Raw genomic sequence first — 17,889 nt, forward strand, 5'->3', positions numbered from 1 at the left:
ATAAAAGGATGAGCTCCTGCCGAAGCAAAGCATGCTTCGAATGCAGGAAATGCTAAATCACCCTTGGTTTCTCATCATGAGCAAGCTCCACGGTCTCGACGCATACGGATATGTGGTTAATGCTTGGCTCGATGGTGAACTGGAAACCAGTGGCCTCAGCGAGATACCTGCTCTTGGGTGGTTCTGGAGCGATTTGCTCAAGCACAGAATGTGGATGATTGATGAATTAGAGAATTGGGCAGGGATCATCAACGAACAGGAGGAGCCACCGGAGGGAGGGGACGGACCAGGAAACGAAGATCACGGCTTTGGGCCCGACCATGGAGAGAATGGTGATGGCCCAGGGGATCCCTTTGATCCGGAAGCTGAACTAGACGGCGGCGACGAAGAAGATATCGACGACAACCAGGCCGAAGACGACGAGCTGGATCCCGATGCTGAACTAGACGGCGGCGAAGAAGAAGATATCGACGACAACCAGGCCGAAGACGACGAGCTGGATCCCGATGCTGAGCTAGACGACGGCGAAGAAGAAGATATCGACGACAACCAGGCCGAAGACGACGAGCTGGTTCCCGATGCTGAGCTAGACGACGGCGAAGATGGTGACAATTTTGAAGACATCGCACTACAGCACCCTGACAACGAAGAAGAAGACGCCATTTTCAACAATCAGATAGATGATGAAAACAACGATGAATTTGCAAATGACGTGGATGACGGAAACGAAGGGAATGACGAAGACACAATCTCAGAGACTCAAGGAAATCCTGACATTGCAGAGAACTACTCGTCGACATTCGTTTCTATCGCCAACAAATTAAGTGGTACCAACGACTACGATTCCTCAAATTTCCGTGAATTTTTCCATGGATCAAATGGTGCACCAGCACACAGCGAAGCTAATAAAGCAACTTTGGCAGAACTGTCGTTTATGGGTGATCTATCTGAACATTTTGATGATCTTGGCAATTTCACAGGAACGGTCAAGCTAGTAGATGAAGACGGAACAGTTATTGAAAACAATATACCCAGCTTTACTGACCCATTCAGCCTCATGTATCCCGACTCAGGGATGATGCCAGGGATGAGAGAAGATTACATCTTCGTCTTTGTCAGTGAAGAAATTCAAGAAGGCTATAGCTTCGAAGTTGACTTCAAAATTGAGGGAGAGACAGAGGGTTCTACCGACGTTGTTGTCGGACCATTATTAGCTGAAAGTTATCCAATTTCTGATTTCTGGTCTCTTGATGCATTTCAACTGGACGTCAGGATAGGAGAAGCCGAATACTCAATTAATGGCATGGAAGAAGCTGAGGGATATTTTGACATCAACAACAATCAAATAGTTCTCAATGGAACCAATCTTGGCCTCGATAATGGAGTTGAACTAGGCTTTGCCGAACATGAGGGATTACCTAACTCAATCAAATCGTTCGCGACATACAAAGTTTCGAATCTCGAAGAGACAGGACGCGAAACAATTTTTAATCTCACAAACAAAACAGGGAAAGTCGTTTCGTTCAATGACGACAAAATCTCCGAGCGTCTCGAAAGTTTGTCTGAGAACTCATACGGTGCAAATGATGGACTTCGCATGGCAGTCAGCAAGACAGAAACACAATTCAGAATTGATTGGGACATGGCAGGAGATATTGATTTTATAAGTCTCGACCCACTCATCACAGAAGATTTTGTCGTTGAAACCTTGAATCCAGATGCTGCAGATGGAGATGTGTTCACAACCTGGACAAAGCTTGAGCTCAATGACGTAAAAGCAGCATTTAGCGAGATTGAAATCTCATTGAAACAGGAGGGCGCTATTCCGTCTCTCGAATCCACAGATTATGCGATTCCAGAATCATGGGAAATTCGAATGTCATATGACGACCTGATCAAAGAAACAATACCAGCAGATGCACTGGCAAGCAATGACGAACAAGATGCAGAACAAAGTATCAATGCAAACGAAACTTATCTGTTTTTCGATAAGTCTGTTTTTGATGTTGTTATCGGCAATGAAGATCTGACCAGTGCCACACTTTCCATAGGTCCAGCAGGCGCCTCTCAAATTACCCTCGAGGACATTCATCAATTAGAAAGCCTCGAGGTCTTAATTGGTTCAATCACGGATGCAGCAGCTTGGGCGCAAGCAACGGATGTCACATGGACTAAATACATCGAAAGTCACTTCATGCCTGGTTATGGGGTTGGGCATGACGAGATGGGTGGCGATGAAGGACCGAATGACATGCCAGAAGGCCAGCCACCAATCGGACATGATGAAAACGGAATGATGAATGAGGGAGAGCCTGATATGAATGAAGAACATCAAGACATCCATACCACTCAGCTAGTCATGCAAGAGGAAGAGACAGAGCAGAACGATGTACAGAATGTATCAACATCGCACAACGATGAAATTGATAATACCGGTGAAGTCCCAATCACTGGCAATCAACCGAACCATCAGGATGATACCGAAAATCCTCCCGGTGAAGAGGAGGATGCGCCGAACGAGATGCAAGAAGGCCCCTTCAATCCAGATCAGGAAGGAACTGGTGGCAACACGGAGATGGGTGGTGGTGCTGAAAGTACTGAAGTGGTCAACCCTGGCCTCAAACTTTCCGCTCTGACAGATGGAGAAGGGCTGAGTGACTTCAGTGTTACTTTGACTCTACAACATCAAGATGGGGAACTCGATAGAGTTTATAACTCAATCTGGTTTGGAAAACTAAATGAAGAAGGAACTGCTGTAGCGGCTGATCCCGATGGCTTCAGCCTGATCACTCGCTCCTGGCAGAACTGGGAAGAAACTAATGTTGTCACGATTGATCGCTACGGGGATGGTCTGGGTGTCCTTGCCATTGATGATTCGGTTGATTACCCAGAGTGGTCTGATTACTTCCCGAATGTCTTCTTTGAAACACCATGGCATCTTCCCTGGGATCAGCAAAGACTTGCTGCCAAAACACTGAAAGTAGAAGGAAAAGCATTTGATAGTGGCGATGATCTTTTGCTGAATGTTGAAATCGAGATTCCAAAAGAAAATGAAGCAGGCCACACCCACTCAGAATATCGCCATTACACACTATTGGTTGACATCTACGGGGGTGATTCTAATCAAGAATCTCCTCTCAGTGATCTTGAAAAGGAAGAGCTGTTTATGATGTCAGGCGGAGGTTTCAAAGATCCATATGGGCCTCAATACGAATCTGAAATCCATATCCCCTTGGCCTTGGAGGAAGGAGAAACAGCATTCACACCGGAACTACTTACGGGCCATCTACAGCAGAAGCTTGAAAGCTTCTTCGACGGTCTTGAACTGTATGAGTCATTCGATTTCGGATCAGTATCGAGCCCAGGTCATAACTCCATTACTGATGGGCAACAGTTCAGGGCTCTGATCGACCTTTATGCGGAATCCAAAGGGCTGGAAGCTGTTGTAACTGAGGTCGATCCTTTTTCTGATGACAGTGAAGATGATGACACCGATAATCCAGACGATCTCGATGCAGTAGCCCTTCAGCACGAGGACGAAGGCCAGGAGCCTCCTCAAGGCGACTTCGAAGATGACAATGGCGAAGGCCAGCAGCCTCCTCAAGGCGACTTCGAAGATCACGATGGCGAAGGGCAGCAGCCTCCTCAAGGCGACTTCGAAGATCACAACGGCGAAGGGCAGCAGCCTCCTCAAGGCGACTTCGAAGATGACAATGGCGAAGGCCAGGAGCCTCCTCAAGGCGACTTCGAAGATGACAACGGCGAAGGGCAGCAGCCTCCTCAAGGCGACTTCGAAGATGACAATGGCGAAGGGCAGCAGCCTCCTCAAGGCGACTTCGAAGATCACAATGGCGAAGGGCAGCAGCCTCCTCAAGGCGACTTCGAAGATCACAACGGCGAAGGTCAGGAGCCTCCTCAAGGCGACTTCGAAGATGACAACGGCGAAGGGCAGCAGCCTCCTCAAGGCGACTTCGAAGATCACAACGGCGAAGGTCAGGAGCCTCCTCAAGGCGACTTCGAAGATCACGATGGCGAAGATCAGGAGCCTCCTCAAGGCGGCTTCGAAGATCACAACGGCGAAGGTCAGGAGCCTCCTCAGGGCGACTTCGAAGATCACGATGGCGATCCAGCCGATAAGGATTACGGCCCAGGTTTAGAAATCACTGTTGGAGACGAAATTTTCACGTGGAATGTCAGTGGCCATGGTGGAGACCCTGATGAGGGAACAGGTCCTCATGCAACACGGAATGGGCAAGGACTTAGCTTTACCGATCAAGAACTGGAATCCATAAAAGCACTTGACGAGATTGAGCTCTTCGCAGATCAAGTGCTGACATTTGGAGATATCGTTGACGAAAGTGACGAATTCAGAACTCTTAAAAGTTCAACCATTGACTTCAATATTCCCGAAGACGGCGAAAAGCCTTTGGTTGATATGTGGGGGTACGTTGTCTTTGACGAAAGCAATGACCTCGCATTCATGGAAGCAGAAGAGGCATACAACAGCTCCTTCCATACAGAAAGTTATGAATGGGTCAACAATTTCGGTTTACGCAAGCCCGGCTTTGAATGGGCATGGACAGATCCTCTTGGTCCGGACTCAGATTCCAATCGACGCATCCAAGTGGACTATGTAGGGATGGACGAACTGGCCAAGATTGAGGCCAATGGATCAACATACAAGCCAGGCGACATTAAACTGAAGATCGACAAAAAGCTTGTTGACCCTGAAAAATATGACGTTCGAGTGGAATGGGGACACCAACTCATCATTACCTTGAAAGAAGAAGGCGAAATAATCCTGACACCGGAGAGTAAAGTCTCCTTCGAACTAAGTGATGATGTTTATGATGAAGAAGGTGTCTTGACCAAAGCCGGCCATGGCTTTGTCGACGTCAATGGCCAAAGACTTGAAGCTGGAGAAAAAGTCAAAGTCGATAACTGGGCTGCTTTCAGTCAAATGGGCTTTGATTTCAGTGAGCAGATCATGCTCAATCCTGAGACAAGCGTGGTGAAGGGCAAAAAAATCACTCTTGAATTTTATGGTGATGCTGACTTCTCCACCGATTCTGAAAAGGCAACCGTCCCTGAAAAAGCAGACTTCCAATTCTATTCTTATGACCCAGCACGTGGTGTTGAAACCAGTCTGACACTGAGTGAAGAAGACATTGCTGTGGATGGAAAGAAACTGGTCTTCACACTGAGTGAATCAGTTCCTTCGGGAACATTCGTGGAGGCAACCTATGACCCGTCCCTATCTACTTTCTCTGACAGCAGCACAGAAGCAGACAACGCATTCACGAACCTCAATGGGGTTGCTGCTGAACCGTTCTACTTCTTACCACTGAAGAATGAATCACCTGATGAACAAGGGCCTCACATCATGTATGCCGATGTAGCAGGCAAGATGATGCACCTTCAACTGGAAGATCCAAACGGAATCTATATTGGAGACGCTGAACTCAGCAATGAGAATCTACCAAATCCGTCTAATTTCTCACTTGAAGCAACCGACAGTGAGAATAAAACCAAAAAAATCACAGCAACCAGTGTCATCCTGAATCGGTGGGGGGATCTCGAGTTTCAACTTGACAGCGCTGTCACATCGACTGATGTCGTCAAATTGACATATTCAGGAAATTCATTGAAAGACAGTCTGAAAAACAGCAGCAAGATTCGTGATTTTGAAGTGTGGAATAACTCTGTTGACTTCAGCTTTGAAGATGCCAACTCATGGTTCTTACTGAATGATCTTACCAATGTTGTATTCAATGATGGACTTTACATTCAAGACAACGGAAATGTCTCCAGCTTGAGCAGTAATTTTCAATTCATCGATGAATACGTATTCAAACTAAAAGAGTTTTCCAAAGTCACCATTGATCTGACAGATGTCAATGGAGAAACACTCGACGACGACGGCGATGCAAACCTTGATTTTGTCTTGGAAAATGAAAGAACATTTGACTATGTCGGTGGTTCATTCAATTCAAAACAAGATGATTGGCAAGAATCCCCGACAAATGATGAGCGGAATGTCAGCTTCCAATTACCTGCCGGCGAGTGGAGACTCATTGTTGAACATGGCGAAACATGGAATGAAATCAGCCAAGACTATCAATTAAAAATCAGCACAAGTGCTGCAACCTTTGAAGCAGAAAAGACATTCACGGAAGATTCAACCAGCCATGACTTCAATGTCAGCCTAGATAACTATAGAAAAGAAAAGATTTTCAATGTTGATGTTGCAGGAAATCTCACCTTTAGCCTGACAACACCTGAAGATTTCGAAGGTGATGTATTCATGAATTTATTTGACCTTGGCGGCCAATGGTTGAATGAATCTTGGACAGGAACATTTAACCAATATGTCGAAGCAGGTTCTTACAGACTCGAAATCAATTCCTGGACACCTCCAACCCCAGGACTTGAGGCTCCATCAGTCGCAATAAGCGCAACTCTGGATACATCCGTAAGTCTTGACGTTGATACAGACACGAAAGATTCACCCAGCGGCTCGATCACAGTCGATGGTGTGCCGACAGAAGGTGAGTTAAATTCACTTGATCCAGAAGACTGGTGGACACTGAAGCTGAATGGTGGAAAAATCTACACCCTCAGAGCCACTGATTTCACGGAAGACGTGAACCTGGTTGCCCTGAATAATTTATTAAATTACGAAGAATGGAGCGTGAACTGGGGGACAGAAACAGTCAACGACGATGGCTCCTTCACGTTCACTCCCTCAGATGAAACACTGCTATTTGATCTCTCCGAATATGAAAGTACCAAGACCTATCAATTCACTGTTAATCCCCATATCTATTCCTTCAATCCAACGAGTTACAGCCTAATAGCAAAAAGCCACGACACTTTGGAGGCGGCACAAACTGAAATTAGCACAGGAATCGTTTCTTATGATGATATTTTTGACAGCTTCTTCGGAGAAACCAGTGACTCGTCTGATTCTGTCAAGATTGATAAAAACGACTTAATGGGATTGGCCAAGCTAACAGAACCAACGACCGATGAAGTCAACACGCTGAAAGCTGCGCTGGAAAAAGAATTGGGTGCCATGGGTCAGGAACTCTCAGGAAACCCAATCGCGTTCAAGAGCTCCCTCACCTCAGAGGATGGCAGCTCAACCAGTTCAACAGTCGCTGTCGTTGTCACGAAGGACGTTCCAGAAACGGTTTCCGATCAGGTCTCGTCTGAGAACATCACCGAACTGAACAACAACGAGCCTGCAGAACTCACCAGTACCGGTTCTACAGAAGAGTTCGGAGCGAAAGAAATTTCAGAACTGGGCAACGACACGAAGGACGAAGCGGAAGATCTCACTCCGATCAGCCAACCAGTTGATGTTTCTGCAAGATCGAGAAGCAGCACACTCTCTGGGTTCCTTGCTGAAGGGAATCCAGGAAACGCACTACAAGGAGAGAACTTCAACTCCAATCACGCTTCCACCACACAGGATCTCGGACTACAACGAATTGGTATTCAACTCAGTGATGAAATCATTGCTCAGTTGAGTGATCCTGAAGAGACTCGAGACCTGATCTGGTATCGCAAACCAAATAATGGTGATGCTTTCATCTTTACGTACGACAGCACAACCGGTACCGGAGCACTCCTTGAAGACTCAGATTCAAATGGCACAAACGATGTCATGGCTCTCTATGTCAGAGATGGTGGGCGTGGCGATGATGACAAGCAAGTGAATGGTGAGATCGTCTCACCAGGTGGCTTGGCATTCGCCAGCTTGACGGCCGCTGCTCCAGACACAACCACCACCACTGTCATCAATGAAGATGGTGTAGCTGTTGAAGTTGAGACAGTACTCTGGAAATTGGATGTGGACTCTGATGGCATCATCAATGCCCTCGCCGATGGACTGGCTATCACACGCCGTCATCTTGAAGGCAGTCTTGAAACTGATCCAGTTCTGAATCAACTGGTGTCGACCAGTGGAGAACGCACAACGGAATCTTCCGTGAGAAAATATCTTGACCTTGGCATTCAAACACCAGACAAGGTGCTTGACATTGACAACTCTGGTACGTTCGACACGAGTGATCTGGCACTGATTCTGCGTCAGGCCACTGGTACCTTCCCAAGCACATCTCTCTCAAACGGTTTCAGCAACGACACAGTCACGCACGCCGACATTATCGAAAATCTGAATAGTCTAATCTCAGATCAACAGGCAACATAAAGGGAGGACAGATCAACTGCTTTGGAATATCAGGAATTGCAGGCTATTTTTGATGAGTGGTTGACTCAAAATGATCACTGGAAGCCGATCATCTATCGATCGGCTTCCAGTGAAATTCATTCCATCGACCTCCAAACATTTCAAGGCGGGCATCGAATTGCACGTTTTCTCCTTAGTGATAATTTAGCTGAACGCATCAATTCCGTTCTTGGCGATCAACTACCGATCGTCCTTACTCAGGACTGGATTGATGTCTCTCTACTTGACGACGAAATATCCGGGGCACCGCAGACTGTCGCTAACTTTGAACGCTACGTTGAAGAGGGAAAATATACAGACGTTATTCTTCATCGTCTGATTGCAGGATTCGTGCTTCAGGGAGGAGGCTTTCAATGGTCTGACAACCAGACAAGTCCATCCACCATTGAAAGCTTTTCGCCAGTACAGAACGAATTCAGCAGTGAGCGAAGCAATACACGAGGCACGATTGCGATGGCCAAAATTGGCAACGATCCCGATAGCGCCACCAACCAGTGGTTTTTCAATCTTGCCGACAACAGCAACAATCTAGACAACCAGAATGGCGGTTTTACTGTCTTTGGAAAGACAAAGACAGAAACAGACTTGCTCTTTGTCGACATATTAGCAAGCTCACCAGTTGCCAATGCAGGTGGCGTATTCAGCACTCTGCCTTATTTATCTCTAACCGACAATACAATTACAGCACCTGACACCGTGAGATTCAAATCAATTGAAATTATCGACCAGCGCAAGGAAATCGATTTTGAACTAAGCATTGACAATGCAGATCAGACCCCCATTAAAGCGACTCTAGAAAATGGCCAAACTCTGATCTCGTCGGAAACCATAATCGAACAAAGCTCTATGGATTGGCTCACATTACGAGCGACAGAAAAGCTAAGTGGCCAACACCTTGAACAACTGATACCCGTCTTCAACAGTACAAATGACAACCTAACGGGCTACCAGCAACTCCTGGATAATGCATTGATCCTAAGCAACCATTTGAACACCAAAGAAGACGAACAGATCAATTCAATAGCCCTATCAAGTCAAACAGAAAGCATCATCGATATTGATCAGAATCGAAATATCGATCTTCAGGACGGCAAACTGATGCTGAGACACGCCTTTGGCACATTCCCAGGCCTGTCCTTACAGCAGAATTTAAATGGAATCGCCGAAGATACAAATCCTTCAGACTTGTTGAATTCCCTGAATCAGCTGACAACTCCTGTGGAAACCTGATTGCAATCAAGACATCGCATCAGGCAAGACACACCACATCCCCTGCTCTCGCCCCGATTCAGGATCTACCAATTTACCGCGAAAGACAACAGCGGCACCACTGATGTTTGCCTTTACCAATCCTGGCTTCGAACCATAGCGTCTTAAAAAGCGTTGCAATGTTTCAACTGATCTATAGCCAATGGCTTCAGCAGCTTGCTGCGTTGTGAGAGGTGGCAACTTCTCAAGTGAACGCAATTCATCACTGGAAAGAATTCTTGGCTGACTGGAATCCTGTGAATCCTCTACCTCTGGTTTTGCTGCAGCTCCAGCACCAACAGCTGATTCAAGTTGCTCCAGTCGGTCGAGAATTTTCGAAACCAAATCCGGAGATGACGACGTTGCGGAAGATTCACTTGGATCGATCAGAACCTTCTCGGCCTCAACGAATTTCTGACGTCTGAAAATCATCAGCATCAATGGGCCGACTGGATAAAATCCAACCAATTCCCAACCATGCTCACCATTGGTGTTCAGAAAGCTCTGAAGCTGGTGTGCTGGATGAGAACTCTGACCTCCTCCTCCACTAGCACCCTGGCGAGAGGAAGGTGGATGGGAGTAGAAGCTTGGAAACTCCTGTTCAAGATAGGCCTGAGAGAAAATCGGGTTTGGAGAACCCGATTTCTGCGGTTCAGCTGATGGAGTGGGCTTTGGAGGCTGCTTCACCGATGGAGGCGGGGGCCCATCAGAAACAGGCCGGGCACTCTTAGCATGCGAGGACCCGGCTGGAGGAGAGACATTCAAATGAATGACTCTGTATTCCCAGACTGGATGATTGTTGTCAGTTGCCATTCAGTCAAAGCCGCATGCTGATGGGTTCAGCCCTGACCGCCGTCAGAGCTGGATTCCGTATTTTGTAACTTAGCGAATGCTTCAGGATTCTCAACAGCAAGACGAAGCTGAGCGACAAGAGCACGACGACCCACGTCCATCAAAGCCATCTGGTTGCGCAGACTCTTCATCTCAGCTTCCGACGAACGAAGAGCAGCAACAAGCTGTTTGGCTGGGTCCGAAAGAGAGGAGAAATCGTATTCTGTATCTCCAAGCTTGATCTTGGCCTGAGACTGCTGAGAGGCCTGCTGTTCTTCAGACATGGTCAGATGAATGCTTCATTTGGACGCTAGCACTGATGTTCAATTCGGACATCAAAGCTCGATTCGCAAAAGCCGTACATTATTTACGCGGCATAAAATTGTTTGGAAGATCGTAATCAGAACCAGAAATCGATGTCAGTCAACCCTTCCTGGAAGACCATACAGCTGGATGACACGCCAGACTTCAGAATGAAAGGATGACGTCCGCAACGGCTATCGCCCTGCTCTCGGGAGGACTGGACTCCGCCACAGCAGCAGCCCTCGCATTAGAGGATGGATTCCGGGTGATCGGATTGTCCTTTGATTACGGCCAACGCCATCGCCGAGAGCTGGAGGCCTCTGCCGCAGTTGCGGATCACCTTGGCCTCGCAGAACACCACCGCATTGCCGTCAACCTTGCCGCCTGGGGGGGGTCAGCTCTGACCGATGCCGCCATCACCATTCCCACCGATGGAGTTCAAGATGGTGTGATCCCGCCGACGTATGTACCGGGACGGAACACGGTGTTCATCGCGATCGGCCTCAGCCTCGCTGAGGCCCGAGGCGCCGAACGGCTGGTGTTGGGCGTGAACGCCGTCGACTACTCCGGCTACCCCGACTGCCGCCCCGACTACCTGCATGCCTTTCAGGATCTGGCGGATCTGGCCAGCAAAGCCGGTCGGGAAGGACATGGCACACAGCTGTGGGCACCGTTGGTGCACTGGAGCAAAACCCGAATTGTGGAAGAAGCCCTTCGATTGAATGTGCCGATCCAGGCAACGTGGAGCTGTTACAGCGGAGGCAGCACACCCTGCGGAGTCTGCGACAGCTGTCGCATCCGTGATGCCGCCCTGCGGGAGGCTGGCCGGGCTGATCTCTGCAGCGCCAACCGACCATGATCACCACCCAGAGGTTGGAGCTGCCCTGGCGCGAGCCTGTCGCGGTGGCCCGGCAACTGGCAGTAGAGAACGGAGAGAGGGGACTGATCTGGCTCGATGGTGACGGGAGCGAACTGGGGCACAGGGTCACCATCGCCAGCAACCCCCGGGAGATCATCTGCTGCCGGGGATTGCCGGGAGATGCCAACGCCCGGGATCCCTTTGCAGCCCTGCATCAACTCGGCCCAGGTCACTGGACCGGATGGCTCAGTTACGAAGCTGCCGCCTGGTGTGAACCCGGCAACCCCTGGTCGCGCGATGGCATGGCCAGTCTCTGGATCGCCCGCCATGACCCCGTCCTGAATTTTGATCTCCGGCGCAGGGAACTGTGGGTCGTTGGCACGGATCCTCAAGCCATGGAAGAGCTTGCAGAAGGGCTTGCCGCCTGCCAGACCTCGGAGTTCGATCGTGGTCCGGCCATCCCTCTTGGTTCCTGGACGCACCACACCAATGCGCGGAGTTTCGCCGATGGCGTTCGGCACATCCGCAGACTGATCGCGGACGGCGACCTTTTCCAGGCCAACCTCACCGCCTGCTGCAGCACCACCTGGCCGGCCCATGGCTCAGCCCTGGAGCTGTTCCAGAGGATTCGGCAACGCTGTCCTGCCCCTTTTGCCGGACTGGTGATCGCCGATAACGGAGAAGCGCTGCTCTCCTCCTCACCGGAACGTTTCCTGCAGGTTGACTCCGCGGGCCGGGTCCAGACACGACCGATCAAAGGCACGCGACCACGCCACCCAGAACCGGAACAGGACGCCGACCTGGCAGCGGAGCTGGTCTCCAGCGACAAGGACAGAGCCGAGAACGTGATGATCGTCGATCTGCTGCGCAATGATCTCGGCCGGGTCTGCATTCCGGGCTCAATCGAGGTGCCACAACTGGTGGGGCTGGAGAGTTACGCCTCGGTGCACCACCTCACCTCCGTGGTGGAAGGCCAGCTGCGGCAGAACCTGAGCTGGGTCGACCTGCTGCAGGCATGCTGGCCGGGGGGGTCGATCAGCGGTGCCCCGAAACTGCGGGCCTGTCAGCGCCTGCATGAACTGGAACCAACCAGCCGTGGTCCCTATTGCGGGTCACTGATCCGCGTTGATTGGGATGGACGTTTCGACAGCAACATTCTGATCCGATCGCTGATGCGAAACGGCATCACTCTGCGGGCCCACGCCGGTTGCGGCATCGTCGCCGACTCCGACCCCGATGGCGAAGCGGAAGAGCTGATGTGGAAACTGCAACCACTGCTGGAGGCTCTTGCATGACCCGAGCGATCGCCTGGCTGAACGGGCAGTGGGGGGCTCCGCATGAGCTGAGCCTGCCCCTCAACGACCGTGGACTGCAACTCGCCGATGGCCTCTTCGAAACTGTGCTCATTGAGAGTGGTGAACCTCGACTGCTGGAGGAACATCTGCAGCGATGGAGCATCAGCGCCAACCTGCTTGGCATGGCACCACCCCCGGAGCGGAGCCATCTGCAACCGCTGATCGAGGAAGCGACCCAGCGCTGTGGTCTGCAGAGGCAAAGCGCTGTCCTCCGACTCAACTGGAGCCGTGGCGAATCAGGCCGGCGGGGAATCGATGTGCCTCAACCGGCACAACATCGATTCTGGATGACTCTCGAGTCCGGAGCACCGACATTCAGCGCTGTGACAGCGATCATCTGTCAACAGGAACGACGCAACGCCGACAGCCTGATCAGTCGATGCAAAACCTTTGCCTACAGCCAGGCGGTTCTGGCACGTCGGGAAGCCACGTTGCAAGGGTGCGATGACGCCCTGCTTCTGAACACCCGAGGTCAGTTGTGCTGCGGCACAGTGGCCAATCTGATGGTGAGGCGCAACGGTTCCTGGCTGACGCCACCACTGAGCAGCGGATGCCTGCCGGGGGTGATGAGGGGACGGGCGCTGACGCTGGGATTGGTGAAGGAAGCGGAGCTTGGATCAGACCTGAACCCAGACGACGAGGCCGTTCTGATCAACAGCCTGAGCTGCCGACCGGTGATCGCCTTGAACGGACTGCCGCGAACTCTGGCTGACACAGAACGCTTTTGGCAGAGCCTGCTGAATTAGCACGATATAATCAATATATCGTGGTGATATTGAGACGATTTCGTGCTAATCCTCCGGAAGCAGGCGCCGGACCGATTCAGCCCAGCCAGCGCCATGAATATCCCGAGCCAGTTGAAAGCGACCGCTCGCCACGTTCACACTCAACTCCGGATGAGGACCTGCAGGGCCAGGAACAACAACGGCAAGATCAGCCACCTCCAGCAGAGGAAGATCATTGGGCGAATCCCCGAGGGCCAGCACCTTCACCCCGGGTGCACCGACACGTTGCCGCAGAACATTCAGCGCCCTGCCTTTGCTGACGTCGGCTCCGAGGAGGTGACACATCCTGTTACCGCGCACAACTGCCAGACCGCGGACTGACGCCAGAGCCTCGAGGCGAGGCTGAATCTGCACGGACGGGGGAACGAAAGGGACACTCCAACGACGGCGCTGGGCCTGCTGCAATCGCTCGCCGGAGAGTCCAAGCAGGCGCTCTCCCTGATCATCCGTCAGTTCATCGAGAGCTTGCAGCGGTTCACCGAGCTCCTCGGCCAGCTCAGACAACTGTGGCTTCAAAGCTGTCCAACCGGGACCAAGAGCCTCCTCCCAGTCCTCACCTGTGTCGGATGAACCGTGGATGGCACCGCCGTTCTCAACGATGTAGGGATCCTTCAGCTGAGCCGCTGCCCGGAACTGACGCACCTCCTCCGCGGTCTTGCTGGTGCAGGGAATCACAGGAATTCCACGCTGCTGGAGCCATCTCAGGGCCGTTTCGGCCGGAGTCCAGTCGTAGGCATGGTCCAGCAGGGTGCCATCCAGATCCGTCACCACCCACCACCGGGAACTGAGGCGTTCTCTCATGACTGAATCAACCAGTGCACGGCATAGGGCTCCAACTGCAGCAGAGAGCTGAGCGCTTCAGTCGAGCCGTTGAGACAATCGACCCAGGGGCCTGTCACAGGGTCGACGAATCCCCCCAGCGCCAGCGTCAGGCGGGAGGGAGTGAGGTTGTGAATCGCCAGCAGGACCTGACCATGGCGGGAACGGCGCAGAACCACAAGATCGGATCGGCCCGTGCTGAGCACCTCAAGCGCTGCGTCCGGGTGGAGCGCAGCCTGGGTCTTGCGAACGTCCAGAGCCCGAGCAAGCATCGTCGTCACCGCCGTGGCATCACTGTCGGGATCCTGAAGACGACGCTCCAAAGCCTCGGCCTTGAACTGAGGTCGGTTGAGATCCCGACGGTGACCCGTGCGACGGAAGCGTCCGAGATCATTGGGCGCAGCCAGCAGGGCGGGAAGGTAGAACGCCGGAACTCCGGGCAGGGCAAGGATCAGCAGCTGAGTCATCAGAAACCGGGCCCGCTGGTGGTGAGCAGGATCGATTCCCCCATCCGCCATGGCGCTCCACCAACTGATGTTGATTTCATACGGCGCCTCTTCGCCGCTGGTCAGTCGACGATGGCTGATCAAGCCACCCCTCTGTTCGCAGGCGATCAACAGCTGCAGCAGACGTCTCTCAGGCATCAGCCCCTCGAGGGCCCTCAGCCCAACCCCGTCATGACAGGCCGTGAAATTGAACAGACCCGTTGCTTCCGGGAGCTGAGGCCATCGGCTCAGCCATCCATTCAGCAGGTCTGCACGACCGCTGATCGCTGATTCCAGCAACAGGGGTGGCAGGGGAAAGTTGTAGGCCAGATGAGCCTCCCGGCCACTGATCAGATACGACAGGTTCTCCTGCTCCGGCACATTCGTCTCCGTCACCACCACGCCGTGTGAGCAGGCCGCATCCATGAGATGCCTCATCACCTCAACGATCCGGTGGGCCTGGGGCAGATGGATACATCCGGTGCCTGGGGTCTTCCAGATGAAACCGACGGCATCGAGTCGCACCCAGCGCACCCCGTGGCGGACCATCCGTGCCAGCAATCGCGTGAACCCGAGCAGAACCTCCGGACTGCGCCAGTCCACATCGACCTGGTCAGGACCGAAGGTGGTCCAGACCTGACGCACTCCCGCGGGACCACAGAGCTGGGTGAACAGGGAAGAACTGCGGGGCCGGACCACAGCGTCCCAGCAGGTGGAGGGAGAGGCTTCCAGAACACAGGAGCGACCCGGTTCGTCATCGCACAGAAACTGTTGAACCCAGGGATGGGACGCCGAGATGTGATTCAGCACCAGATCAGCCATCAGGCGTCGCCCCCCGGCAAGCGCGGAGAGATCACCCCAGTCACCATGACGCGACTCAAGTTGGTCATGACTGGCCACTGCGAAACCGCCATCGCTGGTGGACTGCAGGAAAGGCAGCACGTGAATGACAGATGCGAAGGGGTTGAGGTGACGGTTCACCAGAAGCCGCAGGCTCTGAAGGCCGGGCTTCTCCTGCTCTGTCACCGTATCCGCATAGGTGATCAGAACGGCATCAGCCCCTGACCAGCGCTCATCGACGGCAATGCAATCGCCATCGTTTGCACTACCACGCAGAATCTGCAGCAATTGCGACGACAGCACCTCGGGATCAACGGAAGAATCGTCGAGGTAGAGGTCATGGAGCAGTGCCTGCAGCGTTTCGTCGCGCGGGAGCTGCATTCTGTTTCTCCTGAACACCGTTCAGGTATGGGCCAGGACCTCAGCCACCGTTGTCGCATTGAACACCGCATGGATTTTCAGCAAAGCCTGATCACCACGGTTCATGACTACAGCCTTGGCAATCTCGATTCCGTCGCGTTCAACCGAGAGCTGACGCAACGGCCCACGACGCTGCTGATTCCTTGCCTGATGGAGGAATTCAGCCGACCCGCCCTTGGCCTGATCCGCGACACCCTCTCAACCTTGAAGGGTCTGAACCGCCTTGTGATCGCCCTGGCGGCGCCGGCGGCGGAGGATGTGGCGCATGCGGAAGCCTTTTTCGCCGGCATGCCCTTCCCGGTTCAAGTGCACTGGACCAATGGACCGGCGGTCAAGCAGCTCCTTGAATCGATGGGTGAGCTGGGACTGGATGTCACCGGACCGCCAGGCAAAGGTTGGGCGGTCTGGCAAGGACTCGGTGTCGCCTGTCAGGACGCTGAAGTGGTGGGTCTGTTCGATGCCGACATTCGCACCTTCGGTTCCGCTTACCCGGAACGCATGCTGCGTCCGCTGCTGGATCGCTCCCATGGAGTGGCTTATGTGAAAGCCTTCTACAGCAGGCTCTCGCTGGAAACGCAGGCGCTGCAGGGACGCGCAACAAGGCTGTTTGTCGGCCCACTGCTCGTGAGCCTGGAGCAGATCTTCGGCCCGCTTCCCTACCTGCGGTATCTGCAGTCCTTTCGTTATCCACTCGCAGGAGAATTTGCCTTCACAACCGATCTGGCCATGAACCTCCGCATCCCATCCGATTGGGGGCTGGAGGTGGGACTTCTGTCGGAGGTCTTTCGCCATGTGGCCCCGACCCGCATCGCTCAGGTGGACCTCGGCCTGTTTGATCACAAACACAAGGAGCTTGGCAGCAAACCCAGCGAAGGGCTCCAGCGCATGGCTGGTGAGATCTTCGGCACCGTGCTGCGAGGATTGATGGAGCACGAAGGATCCGTGATGACCATGGATCAAATACCAACCCTTGAGGTGCTTTATCGACGGGTCGGTGAAGATCGGGTCCGACAGTTCGGCATCGATTCAGCCATCAACCGTCTGCCGTACGACCGACACGGAGAGGAACTGGCCGTGCATCGTTTTGCTGAACTGCTGAGAAGTGGATTGTCAGATCTCATGGCATCACCGATTGCCCACCAATTGCCGAGCTGGTCGCGACTGAAAAGCTGTAACCCATCTCTACAAGCTGATTTGAGTGATGCCGGGCAAGCGGATCGAACCATGTCTGCGACGTCGACGCGAGCACAGACCCTGAGGCGGCCCAATCACAAGCCCAGAACAACATCTACTGAATTGGTGGCCTAAAAAAGGCTACTGATATCAATTCGGAAGGCCTTTGTCCAGGCCTTCCCATCAACATAGAACTGTCAGATCCCTTGCTGGTGCTGGCGGATCACCCAATTCGTCGCAGCTTTTTGCGAATACCATGCTTGCAACAGTTGCTTGGCAATTGTCTGCAGCTGGGCAGGATCAGCTGTTTCATCAATGGCACGGTTGATGCGCTCCATTTCAAAGGATTGACTCATGGAGATGCTGATTGAGTTCTGCATCACAGCCTCTATGACAAGACAGAATCAGTTTCTCGGGGCGCCACAAAAACAAATGTTTCATTTGAGACGAAAAACTGCAACTGTGTGTTTTCTCTGATCTCAAACGAACAAGACCCTGCTGCCATCCGGCACCACTG

The 17,889-nt window shown here is 52.4% G+C and carries 11 protein-coding genes; 6 read left to right on the forward strand and 5 right to left on the reverse strand.

The genetic code is table 11. From position 1 onward, the window contains the following. Nucleotides 1-31: 31 nt before the first annotated feature. Together KR49_RS07715 and KR49_RS13015 are read left to right on the forward strand one after the other, a co-directional pair. Nucleotides 32-8,215: a hypothetical protein gene (locus KR49_RS07715; RefSeq protein WP_156957160.1), complete on the forward strand. Its 8,184-nt coding sequence runs from the start codon at nt 32-34 to the stop codon at nt 8,213-8,215. Between the two features lie 21 nt (nt 8,216-8,236). Then, nucleotides 8,237-9,484 (forward strand): peptidylprolyl isomerase, encoded by a 1,248-nt coding sequence (locus KR49_RS13015; RefSeq protein ID WP_052378209.1) that lies wholly within the window; start codon nt 8,237-8,239, stop codon nt 9,482-9,484. Between the two features lie 6 nt (nt 9,485-9,490). Here KR49_RS13015 and KR49_RS13920 read toward each other — a convergent pair whose 3' ends face one another. Continuing rightward, nucleotides 9,491-10,315, reverse strand: a complete 825-nt coding sequence (locus tag KR49_RS13920) for a hypothetical protein (RefSeq protein ID WP_162176158.1) — start codon at nt 10,313-10,315, stop codon at nt 9,491-9,493. A gap of 26 nt (nt 10,316-10,341) precedes the next feature. After that, entirely contained in the window at nt 10,342-10,617 is a 276-nt protein-coding gene (locus KR49_RS07725) for a DUF6447 family protein (RefSeq protein WP_043693720.1), read from the reverse strand. Nucleotides 10,618-10,814: 197 nt separating this feature from the next. On the opposite strand from KR49_RS07725, the gene queC reads away from it, so the two are divergent. From queC to KR49_RS07740, 3 genes are read left to right on the forward strand one after another with little or no spacing between them, the layout of a single operon-like run. Continuing rightward, nucleotides 10,815-11,495, forward strand: coding sequence for a 7-cyano-7-deazaguanine synthase QueC (gene queC, locus KR49_RS07730; RefSeq protein ID WP_043693723.1), 681 nt, complete (start codon nt 10,815-10,817; stop codon nt 11,493-11,495). Continuing rightward, the gene (locus KR49_RS07735; protein ID WP_043693726.1) at nt 11,492-12,790 is read left to right on the forward strand and encodes an anthranilate synthase component I family protein; all 1,299 of its coding nucleotides are present in this window, start codon (nt 11,492-11,494) and stop codon (nt 12,788-12,790) included. Before queC ends, KR49_RS07735 begins: the two co-directional genes overlap by 4 nt. Further along, nucleotides 12,787-13,596 (forward strand): aminotransferase class IV, encoded by an 810-nt coding sequence (locus KR49_RS07740; RefSeq protein ID WP_043693729.1) that lies wholly within the window; start codon nt 12,787-12,789, stop codon nt 13,594-13,596. Before KR49_RS07735 ends, KR49_RS07740 begins: the two co-directional genes overlap by 4 nt. A 45-nt stretch (nt 13,597-13,641) precedes the next feature. Here the strand turns inward: KR49_RS07740 and yedP are convergent, their stop codons facing one another. Together yedP and KR49_RS07750 are read right to left on the reverse strand one after the other, a co-directional pair. Further along, the gene (yedP, locus tag KR49_RS07745) at nt 13,642-14,436 is read right to left on the reverse strand and encodes a mannosyl-3-phosphoglycerate phosphatase-related protein YedP (RefSeq protein ID WP_043693732.1); all 795 of its coding nucleotides are present in this window, start codon (nt 14,434-14,436) and stop codon (nt 13,642-13,644) included. Further along, nucleotides 14,433-16,160 (reverse strand): sugar phosphorylase, encoded by a 1,728-nt coding sequence (locus KR49_RS07750; RefSeq protein WP_043693735.1) that lies wholly within the window; start codon nt 16,158-16,160, stop codon nt 14,433-14,435. The genes yedP and KR49_RS07750 overlap by 4 nt, the downstream gene beginning before the upstream one ends. Nucleotides 16,161-16,229: 69 nt before the next feature. On the opposite strand from KR49_RS07750, the gene KR49_RS07755 reads away from it, so the two are divergent. After that, nucleotides 16,230-17,507, forward strand: coding sequence for a glycosyl transferase (locus tag KR49_RS07755; protein ID WP_043697103.1), 1,278 nt, complete (start codon nt 16,230-16,232; stop codon nt 17,505-17,507). A 62-nt stretch (nt 17,508-17,569) separates the two neighbouring features. On the opposite strand, the gene KR49_RS07760 is transcribed toward KR49_RS07755, so the two are convergent. Further along, nucleotides 17,570-17,752, reverse strand: a complete 183-nt coding sequence (locus KR49_RS07760; protein WP_043693740.1) for a hypothetical protein — start codon at nt 17,750-17,752, stop codon at nt 17,570-17,572. Nucleotides 17,753-17,889 lie beyond the last annotated feature (137 nt).

The organism is Synechococcus sp. KORDI-49 (assembly GCF_000737575.1).
GTDB lineage: Bacteria > Cyanobacteriota > Cyanobacteriia > PCC-6307 > Cyanobiaceae > Parasynechococcus.

Bases quoted from the DNA above. Each gene is read 5' to 3' on its own strand.
- KR49_RS07750 (WP_043693735.1), bottom strand. From the start codon at position 16,160: ATGCAGCTCCCGCGCGACGAAACGCTGCAGGCACTGCTCCATGACCTC.
- queC (WP_043693723.1), top strand. From the start codon at position 10,815: ATGACGTCCGCAACGGCTATCGCCCTGCTCTCGGGAGGACTGGACTCC.
- KR49_RS07755 (WP_043697103.1), top strand. From the start codon at position 16,230: ATGGATTTTCAGCAAAGCCTGATCACCACGGTTCATGACTACAGCCTT.
- yedP (WP_043693732.1), bottom strand. From the start codon at position 14,436: ATGAGAGAACGCCTCAGTTCCCGGTGGTGGGTGGTGACGGATCTGGAT.
- KR49_RS07735 (WP_043693726.1), top strand. From the start codon at position 11,492: ATGATCACCACCCAGAGGTTGGAGCTGCCCTGGCGCGAGCCTGTCGCG.
- KR49_RS13920 (WP_162176158.1), bottom strand. From the start codon at position 10,315: ATGGCAACTGACAACAATCATCCAGTCTGGGAATACAGAGTCATTCAT.
- KR49_RS07760 (WP_043693740.1), bottom strand. From the start codon at position 17,752: ATGCAGAACTCAATCAGCATCTCCATGAGTCAATCCTTTGAAATGGAG.
- KR49_RS07715 (WP_156957160.1), top strand. From the start codon at position 32: ATGCTTCGAATGCAGGAAATGCTAAATCACCCTTGGTTTCTCATCATG.
- KR49_RS07740 (WP_043693729.1), top strand. From the start codon at position 12,787: ATGACCCGAGCGATCGCCTGGCTGAACGGGCAGTGGGGGGCTCCGCAT.
- KR49_RS07725 (WP_043693720.1), bottom strand. From the start codon at position 10,617: ATGTCTGAAGAACAGCAGGCCTCTCAGCAGTCTCAGGCCAAGATCAAG.